Raw genomic sequence first — 25125 nt, forward strand, 5'->3', positions numbered from 1 at the left:
GCGACAGGGCGCCGGACCAGACACGGGTCCGGACGTGACGGTCGGGGCACCGGACGTGACGGGAAAGGGGTGCGCGATGGACGGCGTGCTGTGGCGCAATCGCGCGATGCTGCTCTTCGACCGGATCCCGATGCCCGTCGCGGTGTGCGGACCGCGCGGGTCGATCATGCTGGCGAACGCGGCGATGGCCGCGGAGTGCGACACCACTCCCGGCCGCCTGAAGGGCCGGGACATCCTGCACCTGTTCCGCCCGCGGGACGAGTCGCAGCTCCACCGGATCGCCGAGGCGCTCCGGCTGCGGCGGCGCTCCCGCTACCAGGTCTCGGTCACCTGGGAGACGCCGGACGGGGCGCTGCGGGAGGGCGAGCTGACGGTGGATCCGGTCAGCGACACCGCCGAGCGGACGCCGGATCTGCTCGTCATGCTGCGGGTCGTCGGCGAACGCCCGGCCGCGCTGCCGGACCGGCCGCGGGCGACGGCGGGCGCGGCCGAGTCACGTGTCCTGGAGCTGCTCGCGGCCGGCGCGACCACGGCACAGGCGGCCCGCGAAACGGGCCTGACCACGGACGGCGTCAACTACCACCTGCGGCGCCTGACCCGCCGGTGGGGCGCGACGAACCGTACGGAACTGGTCGCGCGCGCCTACGCGTCGGGCGTGCTGATGCCAGGGGTGTGGCCGCCGCGGGCCGCGGCACCGGACGGCTGACCGGGGTCGGCTGACGGCTGGCGGCTTTCCGTTGAGGACGGGGCTATGCCTCGTCCATGCCCGGGACCGGCGCCCCCGAAGGCAGTCCGGCCTCGACGTAGGCGTCGTAGTGGGTCTTCCACGGGGCGAGCGTCCCCGCGTGCGGGCCGTCGAAGCTCTCGCCGCGGTCGGCCGCGTCCAGGGCGGTGAGGCAGACCTCCCAGCCCGCGGCGTTGCGGGCCGCGGTGTCGGCGGCCTCCAGGACATTGGTCAGGGTGAAGCGGGTGCGGCCGGCGTCGAGCGCCTCCAGGTCGAAGCGGAGTTCGTCGCCGCCCCAGCTGAAGGAGAGGTGGCGCGGGGCGTCCACGGCGAGGACGCGGCCGGTCGACTCCGGCATGTTCGGATCACCGTGGAAACGGATCACGCCGCCCGCGCGCAGCTCGATCTCGACCTGGGAGGGGAACCAATGTGCGAGCTCGGCGGGATCGGTGACGTATCGCCAGACCCGCTCGATCGCGTGGTCGTACGTGCGGGTGAAGCGGACGGCGGGGCGGCCGTCGTCGAGCGGGGCGTAGCTGCCGGTCGGTCCGGGGTGCGGGGTGGTCATGGCCTTCAGTCCTTCGCTGGTTCGTCGTCCTCGGGGGCGTGGGCGTCGAGGCGGCGCCCGAGTGCGTCGAGGCGGTCGTTCCACAGGCGCCGGTATGGCGCGAGCCAGGCGTCGAGCTCGGCGACCGGTCCTGGCTGGAGCCGGTAGACGCGTCGCTGGGCTTCCTGCTCGACGTCGACCATGCCCGCCTCGCGCAGTACCCGCAGGTGCTTCGAGGTGCTGGGCTGGCTCAGGCCGCACGCCTCGACGATCTCACCGACGGGCCGCGGACGCTCGAGCAGCAGCGCGACGATGGCGCGGCGGTGCGGGTCGGCGAGCGCGGTCCAGACGGCGGGTGCGGGCATGACTCCAATATGCCCTATCGGTTATATGCCGGTCAAGGAATGTAAGACGCTGCCGCGGTCATACGGCTGCGCCCGACGGCCGCCTCGGCCGCGGCGGGTCCCGGATAGTGTTCGAAGGTTGAAGCAGCACAGCTCGCGCCACCCGGACCCGGAGCCGCCATGTCCCAGCCGTCACTGTCGTCCCGCCCGTCCCGTCCGTACGTCCTGCTGTCCGCCGCCGTCTCGCTCGACGGCTGCCTGGACGACGCGGGGACCGAGCGCCTGCTCCTGTCCAACGCCGAGGACTTCGACCGGGTCGACGCGGTGCGCGCGTCGTGCGACGCGATCCTCGTGGGGGCGGGCACGCTGCGGGCCGACCGGCCGCGGCTCCTGGTCAGGTCGGCGCAGCGGCGCGCCGACCGGGTGGCCGGCGGGATGCCCGCGTATCCGCTGAAGGTGGCGGTGACCGCGTCGGGCGAACTGGACGCGGCAGACCCGTTCTGGACGACGGGCGGCGACAAGGTCGTGTACACCACCGACGCCGGGGCGCTCCTGGCACGGGAGCGGCTCGGCGCGCTCGCCGAGGTGATCGCCCTCGGGGCCACCGTCGACTGGGCGAGGCTGCTCGACGACCTGGCCTCGGCGCACGGTGTGCGGCGCCTGATGGTGGAGGGGGGCGCCCGGGTCCACACCCAGCTGCTCCAGAGCGGTCTGGCCGACGAGGTGCAGCTGGCGGTGGCGCCGCTCGTCGTGGGCGAACCGGACGCCCCCCGGCTCTTCGGCCCCGGCGCGTACCCGGGCGGCAGCCGGCACCGGATGCGGCTCCTGGAGACCCGCCCGGTCGGCGACGTGGTCCTGATGCGGTACGCGCCCTGCGCGCCCGGCACCGACGACTCCCCCACCGCGGCCGACCGGCACTGGCTCGCCCTCGCCTGTGCCCTCGCCGCCGACTGCCCGCCCTCGGAAACGGCGTTCAGCGTCGGCGCGGTGATCGTCGCGGGTGACGGCACGGAGCTGGCGCGCGGGCACTCACGCGAGGGCGGCGACCCGGTCGTGCACGCCGAGGAGGCGGCGCTCGCCAAGATCGACCCGGCGGACCCCCGGCTGGGGAGCGCCACCGTCTACAGCAGCCTCGAACCGTGCGCCCGGCGCGCGTCACGGCCCAAGCCCTGCGCCCGGCTCATCCTCGACGCGGGCGCGCGGCGCGTGGTGACGGCCTGGCGCGAGCCCGACACCTTCGTGGTGCGCGCCGACGGCATCGGGATCCTGGAGGGCGCGGGCGTGACCGTGGCGGAGATCCAGGACCTCGCTGAGGCGGCGATTCGTCCCAATAGGCACCTCATTCACGCCCCGAGTACACATAAGGAATGAATAAGCGCAGAATGAGGAGTGCGTGGCAGTCCGCCGCGCTACGCGGTCAGACTTCGCAAACCTAAGGAGTCGATTCTCATGGCCGACGTTCACCACAGGCCTGACCTCGCCAGTCACCCTGATGTCTCGGAAATGCGGGACCGGTACGCACGCGTACTCGGTGGCCGCGATGTCGCGCTCATGGACGCACCGGTCTTCCTGATCGGTCTCTACTGCGCCATCTCTCCCTGGGTGGTCCACTACAGCGCCAACCAGCCCCAGCTCGCGACCCATAACCTGATCATGGGCATCGCGATCGGAGTCCTGGCCGTCGGGTTCGCCGTCACCCCGACCCGTATGTACGGCCTCAGCTGGGCCATGTGCGCCATGGGCGCCTGGATGATCATCGCGCCATGGATCGTGGGCTCCAGCCCCGACGTGGGAGTCATCCTCAACAACGTGATCATCGGTGGTCTCATCGTCCTGCTCGGGCTCCTGTGCGCGGGCCTGTCGATGAAGAGCAGCCGGGCGACGTAGCAGGCAACGCCGCCCCACAAGAGTCGGCAGATCCAACGGAATAGGGAGTCAGTGACGGCCCGGGAGCGCTCACACCGCTCCCGGGCCGTCGCCGCGCCAGGGTGACGAAGGCGATGCCCGCGCAGACAGCGGCGAGCAGCGCCGCCCCGGTGGCTCCCGGAGCGGACGCCGTGCCGAGGATCCAGTTGCGCGACGTCCCGTGCGCGTCAACTCCGCGTACCGTCTCCGTGGTTCGGGATCCAGGGTTTCTCGTGGATACTCTCGCTTCCCCTGAGTCGTCGTCACCGGTCCGTCGAACGGGCTGTTCGTATAGGGATGCGCATAGGGATTCACATAGGGAAGGGACCGCTGATGACCGAATCCGATTCCGGGCCCCCGTCCGAGTCGGGCGCCGGGGTCCCCTGGGAAGCAGGCGCCCCCGGCGTTCTGCTCCTGCCGTCCGGACGGACGATTCGCGGGCGCGGTCTGCGCCGCCCGCTCCCGCCCGGCCCCTCGCCCTCTTACGCGGTGCATCTCCTCGGCCGTCGGCCGCCCGGCGTCCCGTGGGAGTCGCGCTGGCTGCGGTGGCCCGACTTCTGGCTGCCGAGCAGCCGCGACGAGGCATGGGAGGTGTTCGCGGACGCGTGGGAGCGGGCCGCCGGGGAGCGGGTCGAGTTCGCGTGCGGCGGTGGCCGCGGCCGGACCGGGACGGCACTGGCCTGCCTGGCCGTCCTGGACGGCGTACCGGCCGACCGCGCAGTGGAGTTCGTGCGCCGGAACTACGACGCGCACGCGGTGGAGACGCCCTGGCAGAAGCGGTACGTGCGGCACTTCGCCGGCTGACCCCGCCCGCGAGAGACGGCGGGGCACCGCGAGCGCCGGGCCGCGGAAAATGAGTTGCGCGGGCCTGCCGGTAGCCCCGCATCATGGTCGGGCCACGCCCCCGACAGCCCTGGAGCACGGAATGCGTCATTCCTTCGAAGCAGTTCAGCGCCCTGACCGGACGAACTCTTTCGAGGACTCGACCTTCCATGCCTTCCCAGCCCACGCGGCACACCCTGAACATCGGCATTCTCGCCCACGTCGACGCCGGTAAGACCAGCCTCACCGAGCGCCTCCTCTTCGACACCGGCGCGATCGCCCGCCTCGGCAGCGTCGACGCGGGCGACACCCGCACCGACACCGGCGAGATCGAGCGGCAGCGCGGCATCACGATCCGCTCGGCCGTCGCCGCGTTCACCGTCGGCGACGTCCAGATCAACCTGATCGACACCCCTGGGCACTCCGACTTCATCGCCGAGGTCGAGCGCGCCCTCGAAGTCCTCGACGGCGCCGTGCTCCTGCTGTCCGCCGTGGAGGGCGTCCAGGCCCAGACGCGGGTCCTCCTCAAGACCCTGCGCCGACTGCGGCTGCCCACCCTCGTCTTCGTCAACAAGATCGACCGGGCGGGCGCGCGGGACGAGGCGCTGCTCGACGAGGTCCGCCGCCGTCTGACCCCGCACGTCGTCCCGCTCGCGAAGGTCCACGACGCGGGCGGCCCGCAGGCCCGGACTGTCCCGCGAAGCCTCGACGACCCGGCTGTACGGGCCCCTGTGGCGGAAGCGCTCGCCGAGGTCGACGACTCGGTGCTCGCAGGTCTGGTCGACGGCCCCGAACCGACCGCCGCCGAACTGCGCCGGGTCCTCGCGGCACGCACCGCGGACGGCTCCGTGCACCCCGTCCTGTTCGGCTCGGCCCTCGGCGGCCAGGGCGTCGCCCAACTCATCGAGGAGATCCCCCGGTTGATTCCTCCCCGTCCCGCCGCACGGACCCCCGGGGCCGCACCGCGTGGCACCGTCTTCGCCGTCCGACGCGGCCCGGCCGGCGAACGTTTGGCCTATCTCCGCCTGTACGAGGGAGAAGTGACAGAGCGTCAGCGTGTGACGTTCCTCCGGGATGCGTCCGACGGCTCTGTCACCGAGATCCCCGGACGCGCCACCGGCCTCGACGTGGCCGGGCGACCAAGCCACACGCTCACGGCCGGGAACATCGGTGAGCTGCGGGGCGTGCCGGACGTCCAGGTCGGCGACCGGCTCGGCCCGCGCGACGGCCTCGACCGGGCGCCGGGCTTCGCGCCGCCCACGCTGGAGACCCTCGTACACGCCGTGCGGCCCGGCCGCTCGGCGGCGCTTCGGACCGCGCTCCTCGACATCGCGGGGCAGGACCCGCTCATCGTCGCGCAGGCCGCGCCCGACGGGAGCACGGCCGTGCTGCTCTACGGCGAGGTGCAGAAGGAGGTCCTGGCCGCGACCCTCGTCCAGGACTACGGCATCGAGGCCGTCTTCGAGCCGAGCCGCATCCGCTGCGTCGAGCGCCCCGCAGGCACCGCCGAGGTGTACGAGGACATCACGAACAACCGCGAGACGGGATTCTGCGCGACCGTCGGGCTGCGCGTGGAGCCGGGACCCCGGGGCTCCGGGCGGGTCTTCGCGTACGAGACGGAGCTGGGCGCGCTGCCCCGCGCCTTCCACCAGGCCATCGAGGACACGGTCCACGCGACGCTCGGCGAGGGGCCGCGCGGTTGGCCCGTGACGGACTGCCGGGTCACGCTCGTCCGCTCCGGGTTCTCGTCACCGGTCACTGTCGCCGGGGACTTCCGGGGGCTGACCCGGCTCGTACTGCGGCGCGCGCTGGACCGGGCAGGGACGACGGTGCACGAGCCTGTGCACGCGTTCGAGGCGGAGATCCCGCTGGAAGCGCTCGCCGCCGTGACGGCCCGGCTCTCCGCAGCGGAGGCCGAGTTCGGCAGCACGACGGGCGGCACCACGTCGTGGGTGGTCACGGGCACGCTCCCGGCCCGCAAGGTGCGGGAGGCCGAGCTCGCTCTGCCGGGTCTGACGCGCGGGGAGGGCGTGTGGTGGTCCCGGGTGTCCGGCGACCGGCTCGTCCGTACGCCGGAGCATGCGGCGTAGGCAACAGACACTCCCCTGCGTGGCTCCGCCTCCCCGGGCTCGCGTGTCGCGGCGCACGCGGGGCTGAGCCACGCTGGAGGGAAGCGGTACGCGACGCGGGAGCCGGAGGTGGCGAAGGGCATGGCCATGGAACCCGTCGAGGCGCTGGAACGGGTCGCCTTTCTCCTGGAGCGCACGCTGGCGCCCCCGTATCGCGCCGGAGCCTTCCGTACCGCCGCCCAGGTACTCGGCGCGCTGCCCGAGGGGGAAGTGGCCGAGCGCGCCGCGGCCGGGACGCTCGAATCGCTGAAGGGGGTCGGGCCCAAGACGGCGCAGGTGGTGCGGGAGGCTCTGGCAGGCGAGGTGCCGGCTTATCTGGAGCGGCTGGAGAGCGAGGGCGCGGCGGCGCCGCTCGCCGAGGGCGGTGAGCGGCTGCGCGCCCTGCTGCGCGGCGACTGCCATCTGCACTCCGACTGGTCTGACGGCGGCAGCCCCATCGAGGAGATGGGCCGAGCGGCGATCGCCCTCGGCCACGAGTGGGCGGTGCTGACCGACCACTCTCCGCGCCTGACGGTGGCACGCGGCCTGTCGCCGGAGCGGTTACGTGAACAGCTTGACGCAGTGGCGGAGTTGAACGAGCGCTGGGCGCCCTTCCGGCTGCTCACCGGCATCGAGTGCGACATCCTCGCCGACGGGACCCTCGACCAGGAACCCGAACTCCTCGACCGGCTCGACCTGGTCGTCGTGTCGGTCCACTCCAAGCTGCGCATGGACGCGCCCGCGATGACGCGCCGGATGGTGGCCGCCGTGACGAACCCGCTCGCCGATGTGCTCGGACACTGCACGGGACGGCTCGTGACGGGGCGGAACAAGGCCGGACGGGGCCGCCCCGAGTCGCAGTTCGACGCGGAGGCCGTGTTCGCGGCGTGCGCGGAGTCCGGCACCGCGGTCGAGATCAACAGCCGTCCCGAACGCCTCGACCCACCGCGCCGGCTCCTGCGCGAGGCTGTGGCGGCGGGCACGCTGTTCTCCGTCGACACGGACGCGCACGCACCGGGCCAGCTCGACTGGCAGCACCTCGGCTGCGCCCGCGCCGAGGAGTGCGAGGTACCGGCCGACCGCGTGGTGAACACCTGGCCGGCCGACGAACTCCTCGAGTGGACACGCACGCGCCGGGTTCCGAGCCGGGCGGGGTAGGTACGGGACGCGGAGTGCCGCGCACGCTTGCTACGCCTCCCCCGCCGCGCCCAGCTTCGAGCCGATGACCACGGTGGCGTACAGGTCGTCGTCCGTCACGACCCGGGCCGACAGACCGCTGCGGATGACCGCCGCGACGGCCTCGGCGGCCTGCTGTTCGCTGGTCTCCACGAAGAGGTGCCCGCCCGGGGCGAGCCACTGAGGCGCCCCGGCCGCGACGCGGCGCATGATGTCGAGCCCGTCGGCGCCTCCGTCGAGCGCCATGCGCCGCTCGTGGTCGCGGGCCTCGGGCGGGAGCAGGGCGACGTCGCCGGTGGGAACGTACGGGCCGTTGGCGGCCAGGATGTCGACGCGGCCCCTGAGCCCTGGGGGCAGGGGCGCGTACAGGTCGCCCTCGTGGACCTCGCCGCCGAACGGCGACACGTTCCGGTGGGCGCAGCGCACGGCCGCCGGGTCCAGATCGGCGGCGTGGAGTTCGGCGGGGTCGGCGTGGGTGGCGAGTGCCGCGGCCACCGCCCCGCTTCCGCAGCACAGATCGAGGACGACGGCCCCGGCGGGCGCGAGGGCGGCCGCCTGGCGGGCGAGGAACTCGGTGCGGCGCCGCGGGACGAAGACACCGGGTTCGAGCGTGATGCGCAGACCGCAGAACTCGGCCCAGCCGACGACGTGTTCGAGGGGCAGGCCCTCCACGCGGCGCTCGACCATCGCGGCGAGTTCCTCCGGCGTACGAGCCGTCAGGAGAAGGATGTCCGCCTCTTCCTCGGCGAAGACACAGCCCGCTGCGCGCAGCCTGGCGACGGCGGCGGGGTGGTCGTGGTGTGACGGGGGTGACGGGTGAACCGACATGTATGAAGCGTGACCTTTCGGGATGCCGATGGGGCTCCCGATGACCTGCGGCCACCTACGTCCGGCGGACCGCGGGGGTCTGCGAAGGGAGCACCCGACCTGACACAGCGGTAATGGGGCTCACCTCCTCGGCCGAAGCGCTGCTGGGAGCGGTAACACTACCGCAGCCGTCGCCCTGGCCCGGCCGGGAGTTGGGGCCGGGGCGAGTGGCTCGCGGGCCGCCGGACGGGCCCGTTCGCCGCGCATCGCGGGGCCGGACATGGTCACACCCTGTGACCGGTCACTACCCTTCACCCATTTGAACATTTCGGGCATATCGTGGATTAGGCGCACCAACGTGCTCACGCACACCGTCGCCGGCTTCCGTATCCCGAGCCGGCCTCCGCACATCGAACTGGACGACTCGGAAGACAGGGGGTCGCCATGCTGGCGGAACTGCTCACGGCCGTCGCCGCGGCCGCCTCGTTCGGCGCTGTCTACGCCGCCGCGGCGGCGCGTGTGGTCAAGCAGTACGAGCGAGGCGTGGTCTTCCGCCTGGGCCGGCTGCACGGCGCGGTGCGTGGGCCGGGGTTCACCACCGTCGTCCCCGGTATCGACCGCCTGCACAAGGTCAACATGCAGATAGTGACCATGCCGGTGCCCGCCCAGGACGGCATCACCCGCGACAACGTCACCGTCCGGGTCGACGCCGTCATCTACTTCAAGGTCGTCGACGCCGCCAGCGCGATCGTGCAGGTCGAGGACTACCGGTTCGCCGTCTCCCAGATGGCCCAGACCTCGCTGCGCTCGATCATCGGCAAGAGCGACCTGGACGACCTGCTCTCCAACCGCGAAAAGCTCAACCAGGGCCTTGAGCTGATGATCGACAGCCCGGCCATCGGCTGGGGTGTACAGATCGACCGCGTCGAGATCAAGGACGTATCGCTGCCCGAGACCATGAAACGGTCCATGGCGCGGCAGGCCGAGGCCGACCGTGAGCGGCGCGCCCGCGTCATCAACGCGGACGCCGAACTCCAGGCCTCCAAGAAGCTCGCCGAGGCCGCCGCGCAGATGTCCGAACAGCCCGCGGCGCTCCAACTCCGGCTCCTGCAGACCGTGGTGGCCGTCGCCGCCGAGAAGAACTCGACCCTCGTACTGCCCTTCCCGGTGGAGCTGCTGCGCTTCCTGGAACGGGCCCAGAACGCTCCCGCACCGCCCGCCGTGGAGCAGGGCGACCACGAGAAGCCGGCGAGCGCCGAGGAATGACGGCTCCAAGGTGGCGCGTTCGTACCGGCATGGACACAGCTGACGCGGCACGGCGGTTCGTCGAGACCTGGGAGCGGGGATGGGCGCGGCACGACGTCCCGGCGCTCCTCGCGCTCTACACGGAGGACTGCGTGCACCGTTCGATGCCGTTCAGGGCGCCGCACCGGGGCCGGGCGGCGCTCGCCGGCTATCTGCGCTGGTCGTTCGAGGGTGAGCGCCCGCTCGACGTGCGGTTCGGGCCTCCGGTGGTCGGGCCCGGCGGACTGGCCGTGGCCGAGTTCCGGGTGGTGGCCGAGGAGGGCGGCGAGGTCTCGACGCTGGCGGGCTGCGTGTTCGTACGGTTTCGCGGTGACGGGCTCGCAGTTGAGACACGGGACTACTGGCACCAGACCAGTGGTCGGCAGGAATCCGAGGGGGCCGCCTTGTTCCTCGGAGCCGAGCGCCACAGAACGCTCTGAGGGGTGGGGTGCCGGCCCATCCAACCCGGGACATCTGATGTCCGATGCCTTGGTAGCGTAGAAACGGCCCGGGCGGCGGGTCCCGGTTCATCCAGAGGTGGGGAGACCGCTCATGCCCGGTACCAGGCCGGTCCGGCCGCTGCTCCGGCAGGAAGTCGCCGACGGCATCAAGCGGTACATCCTCGAGAACAGGCTGCACCCCGGCGATCCGCTGCCCACGGAGACGGAGCTGTGCGAGGCGCTCGGCGCGAGCCGGTCCAGCGTCCGCGAGGCGGTCAAGATCCTGCACGCGCTCGACATCGTCGAGGTCAGGCACGGCCACGGCACGTACGTGGGACACCTGAGTCTGTCCGCCCTGGTCGAGAGCCTGACGTTCCGCGGGCTGCTGAGCCCCGACGACGACATGCAGGTGCTCGCCGACCTCGTCGACGTGCGTGAGCTGTTCGAGCGCGGCATGGCCGAGCGGATCGTCGCGTCGCTCAGCGGCGAGCAACTCGACGCGCTGGAACGCCTGGTGACCCGGATGAGCGACGCCGGCGTCGGTGGCGACGGCCGGAGCCTCATCGAGGCCGACCGCGCGTTCCACGCCCTGCTCGTCGCGCCGCTCGGCAATGACCTGATGGGCCAGCTGTCGATGGCCTTCTGGGATGTGTACGCCATTGTGGCCCCGCAGATCGACGGCTTCACGCACACCGAGCAGGCGGAGACCGTCGCCGCGCACCACAGCATCGTGACGGCGGCCCGCGCGGGCGACCCGGTGGCGTTCGTCCAGGCCATCGGTGAGCACTACGCGCCGGTCCGTCGGCGCATCTCCGAGGCCCGCACGCGCTCCTGACAGCCCTCTGCGGCGCCTCTTGGGTCCCGCGACGAAACAGGACACCTGACGTCCGCTGCCCTCCTTTCTGTCCGGACATCTGACATCGGATGCGCTCGCAGAACCTCCGCAGGGGTGACGCTTGCGTGACCACACCCTCCCTTGCGGCGACCGGGTGACCGTCGCGGGAATGTGGCCTCTACCCCTTGACCACCCCCGCCGGGTGCGACTTAAGGTGGCACAGGACGTAGGACGTCTTATGTCTGACGCCCTATCCCCTCTGAACCGAAGAGAACCCGGAGCACCGCCATGCCCCTGACCGCACCCCTGCGCGGAGTCGTCCCGCCCGTCTGCACCCCCCTCGACGAGGCGGGCCAGGTGGACACCGCCTCCCTCGCCCGTCTCGTCGAGCACCTCGTCGCGGGCGGCGTGCACGGACTGTTCGCCCTCGGCTCGACCAGCGAGGTCGCCTATCTGACCGACGAGCAGCGTGCCGTCACCCTGCGGACCGTCGTGGAGGCGGCGGCGGGCCGGGTCCCCGTGCTCGCCGGTGTCATCGACACGACGACCGCGCGTGTCATCGCCCACGCGCGCGTGGCCGCCGCGCTCGGCGCCGACGCCCTGGTGGCCACCGCGCCCTTCTACACGCGCACCCACCCCAAGGAGATCGCGGGCCACTTCCGCACCCTGCGCGCGAGCGTGGACCTGCCGCTGTTCGCGTACGACATCCCGGTCGCCGTCCACAGCAAGCTCTCCGCGTCACTGGTGCGGGAGCTCGCCGAGGACGGCACGCTCGCCGGCCTGAAGGACAGCAGCGGCGACGAGGGCGGGATGCGCCGGCTGCTGGTCGAGCTCGGCGGGCGCGAGGGCCGCGCGGACGGTCCCGCCTCGCACTTCGCCGTACTCACCGGATCCGAACTCACCGTGGACGCCGCCCTGTTGGCGGGCGTGGACGGCGTCGTGCCCGGCATCGGCAACGTCGATCCCGCCGGATACGTGCGCCTCTACGACGCCGCGCTGGCCGGTGACTGGGCGCTCGCCGCCAAGGAACAGGAGCGTCTCGTCGCGCTGTTCGGCATGGTCGACGTCGGCCCCGAGGCCGACATGGGGCGCAGCTCGTCCGCGCTCGGCTCGTTCAAGGCGGCGCTGCGGCTGCTCGGGGTCATCGAGTGCGGCAACACGGCGTTCCCGCAGATCCAGCTCGGCGAGGAGTCCGTCGCCGAGGTCGCACGGCACCTGCGTGCTGCCGGGCTCGCGCCGGTCCGATGACGGTCACGGGTCCCGCGACCGGCCTCGACGTCGGCGGCGCGAAGATCGCCGCCGCGCTCGTGGCCCTGGACGGCACGGTCCTGGCCCGGCACACCCGGCCCACGCCCGCCGCCGACGGACCCGACGCCGTGCTCGACGCGAGGAGCCTGCCGTGCGCGCCATCGTGACGGGCGCGGCCGCCGCGGGCCGGGTCCTGGGCGGTCTCGCGAACGCGCTCGGGCCGGACCGGGTCGTCGTCGGCGGCGGAGTGCCCTCACCGGCCCGGACGGCACCGTCGACCACCTCGCCGAAGCGGTGCCGGAAACCGCGTTGTCACCGTCCGACGGGCAGGTCCCCGCGGTGTCCCGCTGACACACCGGCCCCGCCACGGTCACCGTCTGTCCAGGGGCTGAGCTTCTCCGGATTGCGTACCGCCCAGATGTGAGTGATCCGGTCACCGGCGACGCGGGACGCGAACACGGTGACCGTGACGCCGTCCTGCTGGGCGACCAGGCCGGGCCGGCCGTTGACCGTACGCACCAGCAGTGTCTGGTCGGTGGTGAGGCGGGCGACGTTGAGACAGGCGTGGGCGACCCGTTCGCGACCCGTGACCGGCCGCCGCAGGGCCCCGACCAGGCCTCCGCCGGCGGCGATCACGGTGGCGTCGGGTCGAGCAGGCCCACGAGGGCGCTCACGTCCTTCGCCGCCCAGGCCCGCTTGAACTCCCGGACGATGCCGGCCTGCGCGGTCGTCGGCCCGGCCGGAGCCCGGGAAGCGCGGATGCGGCGGCGGGCCGAGGAGGCCAGCTGGCGGCAGGCCGCCGGTGTGCGGCCGACGATCTCGGCCACCTCGGCGAACGCGTAGCGGAAGACGTCGTGAAGGATGAAGGCGACGCGTTCGGCCGGCGTCATGGATTCCAGTACGACGAGGAAGGCCATGTCGACCGACTCGTCGAGGGTGATCCGGTCCGCCGGGTCCGCCGCGACGCCGTCGGTCCACTCCCGGCGTTCGGGCAGCGGCTCCGGGATCCACTCGCCCACGCAGCGCTCCCTGCGCGCACGGGCGGAACCGAGCAGATTGAGGCAGATGCGGCCGGCGACCGTGGTCAGCCAGGCGCCGGGGGCTTCGATGGCGTCGCGTTGCGGCCGGTCCATGGCATACCAGCGGACGAACGTCTCCTGCGCGACGTCCTCGGCGTCGGCCGGCGAGCCGAGGAGCCGGTACGCCAGATCGATCAGCCGGCGCCGCTCGCTCGTGATCGCGTCCAGGCCCGGATCGGGCCGGTGACCGTGTGCCGTCTCGGATCGGTCGGCCATGGTGTCGCGCACTCCCTTGCCTCGGCCTCGTACATGCCCTCCGTCTCTTTGACGGGACAGCCCTCCGGAATGTGACGTCGTTCCCGTCGCCTCACATTCCGGAGGGCTGCGTGGTCGTAACAGGCATACGGAACGGAGGAAGCCGATGACCGACTTTCAGGCGATTGCCGACCGCGTGGAGATCGAGGCGCTGCGCGGCGAGTTCACCGACGCGGCGATGATGCGCGACCGCGCCCGCCTCGCGTCCCTGTTCACACAGGACGGCGTGCTGCGGATGCCCGACGTCCCCATCGAGATGACCGGCCGGGAGGAGATCCGCACCGGGGGCGAGCGGCTCCAGGCCCAGTGGGACTTCTTCGTGCAGAACACGCATCCGGGCGTGATCCGGATCGACGGCGACACCGCGACCGGCCGCGCCTACATGCAGGAGATCGCGCGCGTGAAGAGCGGTTTCCAGGGCCTCAACTACGCGATCTACCACGATCGTTACCGCCGCACCGACGAAGGCTGGAAGTTCTCCGAGCGGGTCTACGAGATCCGGTACTTCGACACCACCCCGCTCACGGGCTCGGCGCCGGCCTGGGACCCCCACACGACCGAGGAGGCACGATGACCGTCTCGACTCCCGCCACACAGTTCACCGACCCGGCGCCCGCCGACCGCTTGGAGCGGGCGGCCGGCGCACTGGCGGGGCACGGCTTCACCGTCGAGATCCTCGATGACGCCACGGGCGCGCGGAACCGGGTGCAGGAGTTGATCCCGGAGAACGCCAGTGTGTTCACCGCGGCCAGCGAGACGCTGCGGCTGTCCGGCGTCGACGAGGACATCAACACCAGCGGGCGGTACCGGGCAGCCGTCAAACCCCGCGCGGTGACCATGGACCGGGTCGCCGAGGCGGACGACATCCGGCGCCTGATCGCCGTCCCCGACGTCGTCGTGGGCAGCGTCGCCGCGCTCACCGAGACCGGATCCCTCGTGGTCGCCTCGGCCTCCGGAAGTCAGTTGCCCGCGTACGCCGGTGGCGCCGGGCGCGCCATCTGGATCGTCGGGGCGCAGAAGGTGGTGCCCGATCTGGACACCGCACTGCGCCGCCTCGAGGAACACGCCCTCCCGCTCGAAACCGCCCGCGCCCTGGAGGTGTACGGACAGCCCAGCGCCGTCAACCAACTCCTGGTCCTCAACGCGCAACCCCTCACCGGCCAGGGAATCGTCCTGCTGCTCCGCGAGGCGATCGGGTTCTGAACGGGACGCCGGACGTGGCCTCCCCCAGCTGACGCCGGGGGAGGCTCACGGCGCGTGTGGGTGTCAGGCCACGACGTCGATGTACGTCGAGGGGCCGTAGCTGGATCCGCTGACCGGGGTGACGTACATGCGGACGGTCCTGCCCTCCTTGAGGTCTCCGCCCTTCCACGGGCTGCAGTAACCGGCGGTGTGGCCGCGGGTGTCGACGCGCCGGTCCATGATGCCGTCGTAGTCGTAGTCGAGCGCGGTCTCGATGCCCCAGCCGTCCGACTTGGTGTCGCAGGCGCGGATCGCGTCGCCGGGGATCGAGCCGTCCGGGTCGGCGTTCCACGTGGCGCTGCCGGCGCCGCTGGGCGCGTAGATGGTGACCGTTCCGGCCCAGGCCTGGCCTTGCAGGCCGACGACCAGACCGATCGCGCAGGCGCCGGTGGCGAGCGCTCTGATCACGGTGCTTCGGGTCTTCATGGTGTCCCCTCCCCTTGCCGGCGGACCGGTGCCCGCCGACGCTCGGGAGGAGAATGCCATACGTAGATCAACTTCGGGAGACGGGACGCCCGCTCTCCGCACCGCTCACTTCTCCACCAGCCGCTCCATGAGGGCGGTGGCGGCGGCGAGCGTGCGCAGTTCGGCCTCGTCGAGCTCGCCGGCCAGGGCCTGGACGAGCCAACTGTGCTTGGCGGCGCGGACCGAGGCCAGGGTGCGCCGGCCGCTCTCCGTGATGGCGACGACGGACTGACGGCGGTCGTCCGGGTCGGGCGTGCGCGCCACGAAGTCCTGTTCCTCCAGGGCGGCCAGGGTGAGCCGCATCGACTGGGGCCGCACGTACTCGGCGCGCGCGAGCGCGGCCGTGGTGGCGGGACCTTCGCCGTCGAGGCGCGCCAGTACGGTCCGCTGCGTCGGGGTGAGGAGGCTGTCGGGCGACGCGGTGCGCAGTCGCCTGAGCAGCCGTCCGACGACGGCCGACAGATCGGCGGCCACCTGTTCTGCGAGCGGATCGTCCGCGGTTTCTCGCTGCATGGCCTCACCGTAGAAGGTCGACAGGCAGCCTTGCAATTTCACCCTATTTCGCCTGACGGGTCGGCATGGGGAAACCATGCGCCGTCACCCCTCTTCCTGCTGGTCCGACCAGTCGGTATGTTCACCTCCTGCGGACCCATCCCGACTTGCCCTGACTCACCGCTTCAGCCCACGGAGACGCCATGACCCTGCACGCGCCCGGCATCCAAGGACACTGCGACGCGCGCTTCGACGCCGTCCGAGCCGCCTTCGAGGAGAACTTCGACGAGCGCGGCGAACTGGGCGCGGCCGTCACCGTCCTGGTCGACGGCGCGCCCGTCGTCGACCTGTGGGGCGGCTGGGCCGACGCGGCCCGCACGCGCGCGTGGGAGCGCGACACGGTCGTCAATGTGTGGTCGACGACCAAGGGGCCGACCGCCCTGTGTGCCCACATCCTCATCGACCGCGGCCTGCTCGACCCGGACGCGCCGGTCGCCACGTACTGGCCGGAGTTCGCCGCGGCCGGCAAGGGCGGCGTACTCGTACGGCATCTGCTGTCGCACCGTGCCGGGCTGGCCGGGCTGCGCGAGCCGCACTCCCTGGAGCAGCTCTTCGACTGGGAGCTCACCACGTCCCGGCTTGCGGCGCAGGAGCCCTGGTGGGAGCCCGGCACGGTCTCCGGCTACCACGCGCTGACGTACGGGTTCCTGGTCGGCGAGGTGGTCCGGCGCGTCAGCGGGCTGCTGCCGGGCGCGTTCCTGGAGCGCGAGGTGACGGGCCCGCTCGGCATCGACTTCACGATCGGGCTGCCGGACAAGGAGGCGGGCCGCGCGGCGGAGATGGTGCACCCGCGCGCGCAGGCCGACAGCGAACAGGCCGCGATCTTCGCCCAGTTGGCGCCGGCCGCCCTCGCCGCGCTGACCAATCCGATCGCGGGCGCGTCCGAGGCCAACACCGCGGCATGGCGGGCCGCCGAGATCCCGGCCGCCAACGGTCACGGCACGGCGCGCGCCGTCGCCGCGCTGTACGCGATCGTCGCGGGCAAGGGCCGGTCCGGCGACCATCAGATCCTGTCCCCGGAGGCCGCCGAGCGGATCCGCGAGGGTCAGGGCAGCTGTCGCGACCTGGTCCTGGGCGCCGGGTTCACGCACGAGACGGAGCTGGGCCTCGGCCTCTGGCTGAGCGGGCCGAACGGCTCGTACGGGCCGAACCCGCGCGCGGTCGGACACGACGGCTTCGGCGGCTCCTTCGGCTCGGCCGACCCCGAGTCGGGTGTCGCGATGGGCTATGTGATGAACCGGATGGGCCCTCACATCGCCGACGACCCGCGGAAGATGGCCCTGATCAGCGCCGTGTACGACGCTCTCGGCTGACATCCGACCGCCGGAAACCGGCCACCACGCGCCCCTCCCGCGCGCCCTTACCGCCGCGCAACCTTACGGTAACCACATGGGCAGTTCGCCAGGCTAATCTGCTAACTGCCCAAGAGGATTACGAGGCGACGCGACCAGGGAGCCGACCGGATGGCACGCGGCACGACGACAGCGAGGGCCTGCCTGATGGCCCTCACCGTCGGCATGCTCGTCCTCCAACTCCTGGTCAGGAGCGCCCCCTCCGCGTCCGCCCACGAGTCGGTGTCACACACCGGCGGCCCGGTCGCCACCTGCGACGACACCGACCTGCCCCGGAGTTCGTCCCACCACTACCTGCCCCGCGACCGGCACCGCGCCGAGGAGTACGTGCCCGACGGCCCCGTGCGCGGGGCCGCGTGCCCGTGGCAGGTCCAGGCCGGGGAGCCCGGCGTCGCGCCGACGGCAGGCGCCGGCGAGAGGTCCCCGCACCGCCAGCCGAGACGGGCGGCCGACTCCCTCCCCGTCATACTCCAGGTCTTCCGCTGCTGAGAGCGCCCTGGGCAGGAGCAGTTCCCGCGGGTCTTCGGCGCACCCTCCTGCCCGCCTCCCGTGACACTCAGCACGTGTAGGACTACGCGCCCCGCACGGGGCGCGCTGGAGGTATGCGCTCGTGAAGCGTTTGGTACCGCGGCAGGACTTCGCCGCGTCTCTCGTCGTGTTCCTGGTCGCCCTGCCGCTGTGCGTGGGCGTGGCCGTGGCGTCCGGCGTCCCGGCCGAACTCGGCCTCGTCACCGGCATCGTGGGCGGTCTGGTTGCCGGGTCCATGCCCGGCAGCAGTCTTCAGGTGAGCGGGCCCGCGGCCGGGCTCACCGTGCTCGTGTACGAGGCCGTGCAGGCGTACGGCCTGCCGGTGCTCGGCGTCATCGTGCTCGGGGCAGGGCTGCTCCAGCTCCTCATGGGCAGCCTGCGCCTGGGCCGCTGGTTCCGGGCGATCTCCGTGGCGGTCGTCGAGGGCATGCTTGCCGGGATCGGTCTCGTACTGATCGCCGGGCAGCTCTACGCGATGGCCGACACACCGGCGCCCTCCTCGGGGCCGGACAAACTCGCCGGGCTGCCCAGTCTGTTGATCGACTCGGCCTCCTCGCCGAAGGCGCTCGCCGCGCTCGCCCTCGGCGTGGGCACGATCGTCGTGCTGCTCGGCTGGAAGCGGCTGCCCAACGCGGCCCAGGTAGTGCCCGCGCCGCTCGCCGCGGCGGGGCTCGCGACGCTCGCGGCCGCCGGGTTCGGGCTGCCGGTCGCGCGGGTCGAGGTGCAGGGTCTGATCGAGGCCGTGCAACCGCCCGGCGCCGACGCGTTCGGGCAGCTCGCGAGCGTCGGGGTGATCGGCACCGTCCTCGCGTTCACCCTCATCGCCTCCGCCGAGAGCCTGTTCAGCGCGGCCGCCGTCGACCGGATGCACGACGGGGCGCGCACGTCGTACGACAAGGAACTCATCGCGCAGGGCGCGGGCAACACCGTGTGCGGGCTGCTCGGCGCACTGCCGATGACGGCGGTGATCGTACGCAGCTCCGCCAACGTCCAGGCGGGGGCCCGCACCAAGGCGTCCCGGATCCTGCACGGGGTGTGGCTCCTGCTGTTCGCGGCGCTGCTGCCCGCCGCGCTCGGCGTCATCCCGGTCGCGGCGCTCGCTGCCGTCCTGGTCCACGCGGGCTGCAAGCTCGTCCCCGTACGGCAGATCGTGGGGCTGTGGCGTGAACACCGGGGCGAGGCGCTGGTGCTGCTCGTCACGGCGGTGTCGATCGTGGCGGTCAGCATGTTCGAGGGCGTGCTCATCGGCCTGGCGCTCGCGGTGGCGAAGACGGCGTGGGAGGCCTCGCACGTACGGCTCGACGTCATAGACAAGGGCGCGGGACCGATCCAGGTGTATCTGACGGGCAACGCGACCTTCCTGCGGCTGCCGAAGATCCTCGACAGCCTGGAGGCGCTGCCGCAGGACCGGCCCGTCGTGCTCGACCTGTCCGGTCTTCACCACCTCGACCACGCCTTCGGGACGGCGCTGCGGAACTGGGTGGACCGGCACAGCGGCGCCGACACGGAGCCCGTCAAGGTCACTCCGGGCCAGGCGACTCCGGGGGGCTGAGACCGGCCCGTGCGGCGCGCTACGCCGTGATCGCGCCGAGCAGGGCCCGCGCGCACAGGTCGCGCACCTGATCCCGTGACAGCTCCGGCTCGTCGAGCCACTCCAGGCACACGGCCACCATGAAGGCCAGCCAGCCGCGGACGGCGAGCCGGAGCACAGGGGATTCGCCGTCGATGTGGGAGCTGTCGGGGTCGGCGGCGAGCGCCTCGACGATCTGGCGCTCCTGCGCGGCCAGGCCCTGCCGGTACACCTCGCGCACGGCCGGGTCGCCCGCGGCCTCGGCGCGGTGAAAGGCGCGGAAGCCCTCGCCGTGGGCCTCCACATAACCGAGGAACGTGTCCAGGCCCACGGCGATCTGCTCGCGCACGGGGATCCCGGGAACGGCCGCGGTCAGGCGCAGCATCCGCTCGCTCTCGCGCTGGACGACGGCGGCGAAGAAGTCCCGTTTCGTCGGGAAGTAGTGGTAGAGCAGCCCGCGCGAGACGCCGGCGATCTCGGCGACCTGCTCGATCCAGACGTCGTCGTACGTGCTCTGCGCGAAGAGCCGCGCACCCACGCTGAGCAGCTGTTCCCGGCGCTCCTGCGTGCTCAGCCGACGGCGCGTGCGCTCCTGCTCCCTGGCGGCCATGCCAGCACTTTACCCGCATTACTTGACGTGAATTCAATAGCGGGACCACACTGGGAGGCGTATTGAACCCACGTATAACAGCGGCTCGGGTACACGCACTCTCTACGTCCAGCAGGTGGGGATCATGGCTCAGTTGACGCAGCCGGCAACGGATTCGGCACCGCCGAAGGGCTTTCGCAGCGCCGAGCTCGGCTGGCCCGGACTCGACCGGATTCCGCACCCGCCGCGACGTGTGCCTTTCGTCGGCGACATCCTCGGCGCGAACGTGCGCACGCCGGTGCAGGACTCCATGCGGATCGGCAAGGAGCTCGGGCCCGTCTTCCGCCGCAAGGCCTTCGGCAACGAGATCGTGTTCGTCTGGGGCACGCGGTTCGCCGCCGACATGGCCGACGAGTCGCGCTTCGCCAAGCATGTCGGCCTGGGCGTGGCCAATCTGCGGCCGGTGGCCGGTGACGGCCTGTTCACCGCGTACAACCACGAGCCCAACTGGCAGCTGGCGCACGACGTGCTCGCTCCCGGTTTCGGCCGTGACGCGATGGAGGGCTACCACCCGCTGATGCTGGACGTCGCGGGGCGCCTGATGGCGGCCTGGGACGCCCGGGAGGCGGCGGGCGAGGCCGTGGACGTGCCCGGCGACATGACGAAGCTGACCCTGGAGACGATCGCGCGGACCGGTTTCGGCCATGACTTCGGATCGTTCGAGCGGGAGCGGCCCCACCCGTTCGTGACGGCCATGGTCGGCACGCTGTCGTTCGCGCAGCGCCGCAACGTGGTGCCACCGGCGCTCGCTCCCCTGCTCCTGCGGAGCGCGGAGCGGCGCAACGCCGCGGACATGGCGTACCTCAACCGGACCGTGGACGACGTCGTCGCCGCGCGGCGGGCCGCGTCCGGATCACGCACCGGCGGGCAGGGCGACCTGCTCGACCGCATGCTGGAGGTCGCCCACCCCGACACCGGGGAACAGCTCTCCCCCGAGAACACACGACGCCAGGTCATCACCTTCCTCGTCGCCGGACACGAGACGACGTCGGGGGCGCTGTCGTTCGCGCTGCACTATCTGGCGCACCATCCCGACGTCCTCGCGAAGGCGCGCGAAGAGGTGGAGCGGGTGTGGGGCGACGCGGACGAGCCCGCGTACGAGCAGGTGGCCAAGCTGCGCTATCTGCGCCGGGTTCTCGACGAGTCCCTGCGGCTGTGGCCGACGGCTCCGGCGTTCGCCCGCGAGGCCACCGTCGACACGACGCTCGGCGGGATCCACCCGATGCGCAGGGGTGCTTGGGCGCTGGTCCTGACCGCGCTCCTGCACCGCGACCCGGAGGCGTGGGGTGACGACCCGGAGGCCTTCGACCCGGACCGCTTCGCTCCCGCGGCCGTGCGTGCGCGCGCCCCGCATGTCTTCAAACCGTTCGGCACAGGTGCACGTGCGTGCATCGGCCGCCAATTCGCCCTGCACGAGGCGACGTTGGTACTCGGCCTGCTGCTGCGGCGTTACGACCTGCACGCCGAACCGGGCTACCGACTGCGTGTGGCGGAACGCCTGACGCTGATGCCGGAGGGCCTGCGGCTCAACCTGGGACGCCGGGCGAAGGTCCGTACAGCGGACTGAGTCCGACGCCCGAGTTCGACGACCGAGTCCCCCTCGGCTCTCGCGTCGAAGGCGAATTGTCAGACCCGTGCGCAAGAGTGGAGGCACATGTCTGTACATCCACGTCTTCGCCGAGCTGAGGGGCCCATCGATATGAACGCGACCAGGAGTGCCGAACTCGCCGCGGCCCAGGCCTGCCTGCGCCTGCTGCACACCGCGCGCGCCGCACTGACCGGATGCGAGCCGGCCACCGCCGCCTCACTGCTCGCCCTGCCGATCGCGGAAGCCGACGCGGCTCTGGACAGGGCGGGACTCGCGGGGAACGAGGCGTGGCTGCTGGAGAAGCTCTACGACTTGGGAACGGAGAAGCGCGTTCATACGTGAGGCAGGTGTACTCGTCGCGTACTCGTCCCCAGGTGAGGCGTGTGTGCGTCCGTAGGTGACCTGTGTACGTCCGCTTCCCGCGTTCCCGCGCATTCCCTCGACCGGTCAGGAGAGCTCGTTGACGATCCCACCCGTGGTCCCGCACCGCATCGACCCGGCCGGTGGCTGCCCGCACGCGGCGAACGCGCGGCTGCTCGACCAGGGGGTCGTCGCCCCGGTCGTGCTGCCCGGTGACGTCGAAGGCATGGTGGTCCTCGGCCACGACGCCCTCAAGGACTTCCTCGCGCACCCCGATGTCGCCAAGAGCGCCCGGCACTTCACCGCCCTGATCGAGGGCCGCATACCCGACGGCTGGCCGCTCATGACCTTCGCGACCGTGCAGGGCATGACGACCGCGGACGACGAGGACCACCGGCGGCTGCGGTCGCTGGTGAGCCGGGCGTTCACGGCGCGGCGCGTCGAGGCTCTGCGGCCGCGCGTCGAGGAGCTGACCGGCGAGCTGCTCGACGGGCTGGAGGCAGCCGTGGCCGAGGGCGAGGACGTCGTGGAGCTGCGGCGGCAGTTCGCGCTGCCGCTCCCGATGAGCGTGATCTGTGAACTGCTCGGTGTGGACGAGGAGTTCAGGGGACGGCTGCACCATCTGTCGGGCCAGGTCGTGGCCACCGACATCGGCCCACGCGAGGCAGTGGCCGCCAACCGTGAGCTGGTGTCCGTCCTCGCGGCGGTCGCCGCGTCCCGGGCGAGCCGGCCGGGCGACAACCTGACGAGCGCGCTGATCGCGGCGCGCGAGGAGGACGGCGACCGGCTGAGCGAGCAGGAGCTGATCGGCACCCTGCTCCTGATGATCGTCGCCGGGCACGAGACGACGCTGAACCTGATCACGAACGCCGTGCGCGCCCTGTGCGCCCACCCCGACCAGCTCGACCTCGTCCTGTCGGGCGGGGCGTCCTGGTCCGACGTGGTCGAGGAAACCCTGCGCTGGGACAGCCCCGTCAGCTACTTCCCGTTCCGCTACCCGAAGTGTGATCTGACGGTGGGCGGCACGGTGATCCCCCGGGGCACTCCGGTGCTCGCGGGCTACTCGGCGGCGGGGCGTGACCGGAGCGCGCACGGCCCGGACGCCGACCGGTTCGACGTCACCCGAGCCTCGGCCGCCCGCCATCTCTCGCTCGGCCACGGCCCGCACTACTGCCTGGGGGCGCCGCTCGCCCGTATGGAGGCCACCGTCGCCCTGGAGCGCCTGTTCACCCGTTTTCCCGGTCTCGATCTCGCCGCGCCCGACGCGGAGCCGGCGCGGAAGGCGGGCTTCGTGGGCAACAGCGTCGACCAACTCCCGGTGCGCCTGCGGCCGGTGGCCGGGGCGGCCTGAGGAACGGCACCCGGGATACCTGGTCCTACGCCGCGCGACCTGCGCCGATACGGTCCCTCCGCCCCTGTGCCCAGGTCCGCCCGGCCCCCCAGACTGACCCTATGGACGCCTCACACACCGACGCCTACCTCCGCCGCATCGCGACGCCGCGCCCCGCGGCGCCGACCGCGCAGGCGCTACGCACCCTGCACCTCGCACACCAGCGGACGTTCACGCGGTCGCTGGTCTGCTCGCTGGTCACGGACGAGGGCCGGCTGACCCTGAGCGGACGCACGCTGAAGACGACGGCCGGCGGCGAGCGCCGCAGTACGGAGCTCGCGTCCGACCGGGAGGTGCTGGACACATACCGTGACTCGTTCGGCATCGAGCTCGACCGGGTGCCGCCGGAACCGGCCGCCTGATCCGGCCCTGCGGCCCTCCGGCTGCGCACCCCTCTGCGGCTCTCCGGTCTCTGCGACTGCCCGGTTCTCAGCTGCCGGCGGTGTGCTCGGCGACGGTGCGGTCGAGGGCGGGGGCGAGCCAGTCGAGGGTCAACTCGGCGCGGCGCGCGAGCCACCCGGGGCCGGGGGCGGTGTCGGCTTGGCCTCCCTCGTACCGTCGGCGTTCGATGTCCGCCACGACCTCGGCGGGCGCGCCCAGTTCGGTGAGGACGGCGAGTGCCTCGGCCTTGCTGATCAGGGTTCCCTCGCGCAGGGTGACCGTGGCCCGGGCCAGGACCATCAGTCCCAGGTCGACCCAGACGTTCTCCAGCCACAACTCGGGGCGCCCGGTCCTGGGCCGCCAGTACCCGGCCAGGTCGGTGAGGATGTACTCCCTGAGCGTGCGGTCGTCCACCGGCGGCAGGGTGCCCGCGATGGGATCTCCATGGAGCACCAGGCCGTAGGTGTGGAGTTCGCGCCGAGTGATGGGCGTGACGGTGCGGGTGTAGGCCTCCCGGTGGGCCCAGGTGAAGTGCGTGCGGTCAGGGTCGTCGAGGTCCCCGTGCGGCATGTAGGAGCAGTGGAGGTGGGCCGCGAGGGGCAGTTCCGCGTCGATTCCCTCGTGCAGCGTGGCGAGCCGCGTCTCCTCGTCCGGCTCGAGCGGGTGCGGGACGACGACGATCAGGTCGAGGTCGCTGCGCCCTTCCTGATAGTCCCCACCGGCGAGCGACCCGTGCGCCCACAGCGAGAACGGGGCAGGCGATGTCTCGCGCAGCCCGGCCAGAAAGCGGTCGAGCAGGTCGGTCGTGGCCGCCGGATGTGCCTCCGCTGTAGTCATCCGGTCAGTCTGCCAGGAGTCAACTGGGCTTGTACGGCTGGTCCGTAGCGTTCGGTGATCTCCTCAACCGGGGCGGAGCGCACATGGGCGCCACGTGCGATTCCGTACATGACGCCGAGACCGAGGAGCAGGGAGACGGCAAGCTCGGCGCGCAGGCCCGCATCCGGTCCGTGCAGGCGCTCGGCGAGGCGGTCGCTGACCTGCGCACGGAAGTTGGCGCGCAGGATGTCGCCCTGTTCGCCGTGGAGCGGGGCGAACACGATGCGCAGGATGGGGTCGGCGCCGTGCTCGGACTGGCCGGTGAGGATGTGGCGCACCATGTGCCGGCCGAGGTCCTCGAGGGGCGCGTCGAGGAAGGTCTCCACGTCCGCCTCGAAGTTCATGACCTGGGAGAACAGGGCGTCCTTGTTGCCGAAGTACTTCAGGATCAGCGGGGCGCTGACCCCCGCGCGCTCGGCGACGGCCTTGAGGGTGATGTCGGTGTGCGCGTGCCGGGCGAGGAGGTGGCGGCAGGCGCGGATGATCGCGGTCTTGGTCGCCTCCGCGTCGCGGCGCGCCGGCCCCGACCGGTGGTCATCTCTCACACCGGAGGTGGATTCCGACGCGGCGGATGCCGTCGGGGCCGGGCTCGTCACGG

The 25125-nt window shown here is 72.2% G+C and carries 28 protein-coding genes and 1 pseudogene; 20 read left to right on the top strand and 9 right to left on the bottom strand.

The window, feature by feature from the left end:
* Positions 1-76 precede the first annotated feature (76 nt).
* Positions 77-706 carry a LuxR C-terminal-related transcriptional regulator gene (locus ACWIGU_RS15810; protein WP_454401190.1) on the top strand — a complete coding sequence of 210 codons (630 nt, stop codon included), beginning with the start codon at positions 77-79 and terminating at the stop codon, positions 704-706.
* A 43-nt stretch (positions 707-749) separates the two neighbouring features.
* Here ACWIGU_RS15810 and ACWIGU_RS15815 read toward each other — a convergent pair whose 3' ends face one another.
* Positions 750-1292: an SRPBCC family protein gene (locus tag ACWIGU_RS15815; protein WP_454401192.1), complete on the bottom strand. Its 543-nt coding sequence runs from the start codon at positions 1290-1292 to the stop codon at positions 750-752.
* 5 nt (positions 1293-1297) lie between these two features.
* On the bottom strand, positions 1298-1636 hold the full coding sequence (locus ACWIGU_RS15820) for an ArsR/SmtB family transcription factor (RefSeq protein ID WP_454401193.1): 339 nt from the start codon (positions 1634-1636) through the stop codon (positions 1298-1300).
* 159 nt (positions 1637-1795) lie between these two features.
* Here ACWIGU_RS15820 and ACWIGU_RS15825 point away from each other — a divergent pair, with 159 nt between their 5' ends.
* From ACWIGU_RS15825 to ACWIGU_RS15845, 5 genes are all read left to right on the top strand, one after another.
* Positions 1796-2986, top strand: coding sequence for a dihydrofolate reductase family protein (locus ACWIGU_RS15825; RefSeq protein WP_454401195.1), 1191 nt, complete (start codon positions 1796-1798; stop codon positions 2984-2986).
* Positions 2987-3064: 78 nt separating this feature from the next.
* The gene (locus ACWIGU_RS15830; protein ID WP_454401197.1) at positions 3065-3502 is read left to right on the top strand and encodes an SPW repeat protein; all 438 of its coding nucleotides are present in this window, start codon (positions 3065-3067) and stop codon (positions 3500-3502) included.
* Between the two features lie 351 nt (positions 3503-3853).
* The gene (locus ACWIGU_RS15835) at positions 3854-4324 is read left to right on the top strand and encodes a protein-tyrosine phosphatase family protein (protein WP_454401199.1); all 471 of its coding nucleotides are present in this window, start codon (positions 3854-3856) and stop codon (positions 4322-4324) included.
* A gap of 188 nt (positions 4325-4512) precedes the next feature.
* Positions 4513-6432, top strand: coding sequence for a tetracycline resistance ribosomal protection protein Otr(A) (gene otr(A) / locus ACWIGU_RS15840; protein ID WP_454401201.1), 1920 nt, complete (start codon positions 4513-4515; stop codon positions 6430-6432).
* 126 nt (positions 6433-6558) lie between these two features.
* A complete protein-coding gene (locus tag ACWIGU_RS15845) occupies positions 6559-7608 on the top strand; it encodes a PHP domain-containing protein (RefSeq protein WP_454401603.1) in 1050 nt (349 codons plus the stop codon).
* A 30-nt stretch (positions 7609-7638) separates the two neighbouring features.
* On the opposite strand, the gene ACWIGU_RS15850 is transcribed toward ACWIGU_RS15845, so the two are convergent.
* The gene (locus ACWIGU_RS15850) at positions 7639-8454 is read right to left on the bottom strand and encodes a putative protein N(5)-glutamine methyltransferase (protein WP_454401203.1); all 816 of its coding nucleotides are present in this window, start codon (positions 8452-8454) and stop codon (positions 7639-7641) included.
* Positions 8455-8877: 423 nt separating this feature from the next.
* Here ACWIGU_RS15850 and ACWIGU_RS15855 point away from each other — a divergent pair, with 423 nt between their 5' ends.
* From ACWIGU_RS15855 to ACWIGU_RS15875, 5 genes are all read left to right on the top strand, one after another.
* Entirely contained in the window at positions 8878-9699 is an 822-nt protein-coding gene (locus ACWIGU_RS15855) for a slipin family protein (RefSeq protein WP_454401205.1), read from the top strand.
* Positions 9700-9728: 29 nt separating this feature from the next.
* Positions 9729-10157 (top strand): nuclear transport factor 2 family protein, encoded by a 429-nt coding sequence (locus ACWIGU_RS15860; RefSeq protein WP_454401207.1) that lies wholly within the window; start codon positions 9729-9731, stop codon positions 10155-10157.
* A gap of 112 nt (positions 10158-10269) precedes the next feature.
* Positions 10270-10992 carry a FadR/GntR family transcriptional regulator gene (locus tag ACWIGU_RS15865; RefSeq protein ID WP_454401209.1) on the top strand — a complete coding sequence of 241 codons (723 nt, stop codon included), beginning with the start codon at positions 10270-10272 and terminating at the stop codon, positions 10990-10992.
* A gap of 288 nt (positions 10993-11280) precedes the next feature.
* A complete protein-coding gene (locus ACWIGU_RS15870; RefSeq protein ID WP_454401211.1) occupies positions 11281-12240 on the top strand; it encodes a dihydrodipicolinate synthase family protein in 960 nt (319 codons plus the stop codon).
* The gene (locus ACWIGU_RS15875) at positions 12237-12407 is read left to right on the top strand and encodes an ROK family protein (protein WP_454401213.1); all 171 of its coding nucleotides are present in this window, start codon (positions 12237-12239) and stop codon (positions 12405-12407) included. The genes ACWIGU_RS15870 and ACWIGU_RS15875 overlap by 4 nt, the downstream gene beginning before the upstream one ends.
* 145 nt (positions 12408-12552) lie before the next feature.
* Here the strand turns inward: ACWIGU_RS15875 and sigJ are convergent.
* Positions 12553-13535, bottom strand: a pseudogene (gene sigJ, locus ACWIGU_RS15880) (RNA polymerase sigma factor SigJ).
* Positions 13536-13680: 145 nt separating this feature from the next.
* Here sigJ and ACWIGU_RS15885 point away from each other — a divergent pair.
* Together ACWIGU_RS15885 and ACWIGU_RS15890 are read left to right on the top strand one after the other, a co-directional pair.
* Positions 13681-14148 (top strand): nuclear transport factor 2 family protein, encoded by a 468-nt coding sequence (locus ACWIGU_RS15885; protein ID WP_454401215.1) that lies wholly within the window; start codon positions 13681-13683, stop codon positions 14146-14148.
* Positions 14145-14777 (top strand): LUD domain-containing protein, encoded by a 633-nt coding sequence (locus ACWIGU_RS15890; RefSeq protein ID WP_454401217.1) that lies wholly within the window; start codon positions 14145-14147, stop codon positions 14775-14777. Before ACWIGU_RS15885 ends, ACWIGU_RS15890 begins: the two co-directional genes overlap by 4 nt.
* A 63-nt stretch (positions 14778-14840) precedes the next feature.
* On the opposite strand, the gene ACWIGU_RS15895 is transcribed toward ACWIGU_RS15890, so the two are convergent.
* Both ACWIGU_RS15895 and ACWIGU_RS15900 read right to left on the bottom strand, forming a co-directional pair.
* Complete coding sequence (locus ACWIGU_RS15895) at positions 14841-15242, bottom strand: hypothetical protein (RefSeq protein WP_454401219.1); 402 nt, start codon at positions 15240-15242, stop codon at positions 14841-14843.
* Between the two features lie 105 nt (positions 15243-15347).
* Positions 15348-15794, bottom strand: a complete 447-nt coding sequence (locus tag ACWIGU_RS15900; RefSeq protein ID WP_454401221.1) for a MarR family winged helix-turn-helix transcriptional regulator — start codon at positions 15792-15794, stop codon at positions 15348-15350.
* Between the two features lie 182 nt (positions 15795-15976).
* Between ACWIGU_RS15900 and ACWIGU_RS15905 the strand changes: the two genes are divergently transcribed.
* The 3 genes from ACWIGU_RS15905 (at position 15977) to ACWIGU_RS15915 (ending at position 19265) form a co-directional block, all read left to right on the top strand.
* On the top strand, positions 15977-17146 hold the full coding sequence (locus tag ACWIGU_RS15905) for a serine hydrolase domain-containing protein (RefSeq protein ID WP_454401222.1): 1170 nt from the start codon (positions 15977-15979) through the stop codon (positions 17144-17146).
* 150 nt (positions 17147-17296) lie between these two features.
* Positions 17297-17674 carry a hypothetical protein gene (locus tag ACWIGU_RS15910; RefSeq protein WP_454401224.1) on the top strand — a complete coding sequence of 126 codons (378 nt, stop codon included), beginning with the start codon at positions 17297-17299 and terminating at the stop codon, positions 17672-17674.
* 121 nt (positions 17675-17795) lie between these two features.
* Positions 17796-19265: a SulP family inorganic anion transporter gene (locus ACWIGU_RS15915; RefSeq protein ID WP_454401226.1), complete on the top strand. Its 1470-nt coding sequence runs from the start codon at positions 17796-17798 to the stop codon at positions 19263-19265.
* A 19-nt stretch (positions 19266-19284) separates the two neighbouring features.
* Here the strand turns inward: ACWIGU_RS15915 and ACWIGU_RS15920 are convergent, their stop codons facing one another.
* Positions 19285-19893, bottom strand: a complete 609-nt coding sequence (locus ACWIGU_RS15920; RefSeq protein ID WP_454401228.1) for a TetR/AcrR family transcriptional regulator — start codon at positions 19891-19893, stop codon at positions 19285-19287.
* 124 nt (positions 19894-20017) lie between these two features.
* Here ACWIGU_RS15920 and ACWIGU_RS15925 point away from each other — a divergent pair, with 124 nt between their 5' ends.
* The 4 genes from ACWIGU_RS15925 (at position 20018) to ACWIGU_RS15940 (ending at position 23632) form a co-directional block, all read left to right on the top strand.
* Positions 20018-21499, top strand: a complete 1482-nt coding sequence (locus ACWIGU_RS15925; protein WP_454401230.1) for a cytochrome P450 — start codon at positions 20018-20020, stop codon at positions 21497-21499.
* Between the two features lie 132 nt (positions 21500-21631).
* Entirely contained in the window at positions 21632-21862 is a 231-nt protein-coding gene (locus ACWIGU_RS15930) for a hypothetical protein (RefSeq protein ID WP_356278309.1), read from the top strand.
* 118 nt (positions 21863-21980) lie between these two features.
* Positions 21981-23231: a cytochrome P450 family protein gene (locus ACWIGU_RS15935; protein ID WP_454401233.1), complete on the top strand. Its 1251-nt coding sequence runs from the start codon at positions 21981-21983 to the stop codon at positions 23229-23231.
* A 101-nt stretch (positions 23232-23332) separates the two neighbouring features.
* Positions 23333-23632, top strand: a complete 300-nt coding sequence (locus ACWIGU_RS15940) for an arylamine N-acetyltransferase (RefSeq protein WP_454401235.1) — start codon at positions 23333-23335, stop codon at positions 23630-23632.
* A 67-nt stretch (positions 23633-23699) separates the two neighbouring features.
* Here ACWIGU_RS15940 and ACWIGU_RS15945 read toward each other — a convergent pair whose 3' ends face one another.
* On the bottom strand, positions 23700-24488 hold the full coding sequence (locus tag ACWIGU_RS15945) for a nucleotidyltransferase domain-containing protein (protein ID WP_454401237.1): 789 nt from the start codon (positions 24486-24488) through the stop codon (positions 23700-23702).
* Positions 24485-25123 carry a TetR/AcrR family transcriptional regulator gene (locus ACWIGU_RS15950; protein WP_454401239.1) on the bottom strand — a complete coding sequence of 213 codons (639 nt, stop codon included), beginning with the start codon at positions 25121-25123 and terminating at the stop codon, positions 24485-24487. Before ACWIGU_RS15950 ends, ACWIGU_RS15945 begins: the two co-directional genes overlap by 4 nt.
* Positions 25124-25125 lie beyond the last annotated feature (2 nt).

This window comes from Streptomyces sp. NPDC055400, from assembly GCF_053644375.1.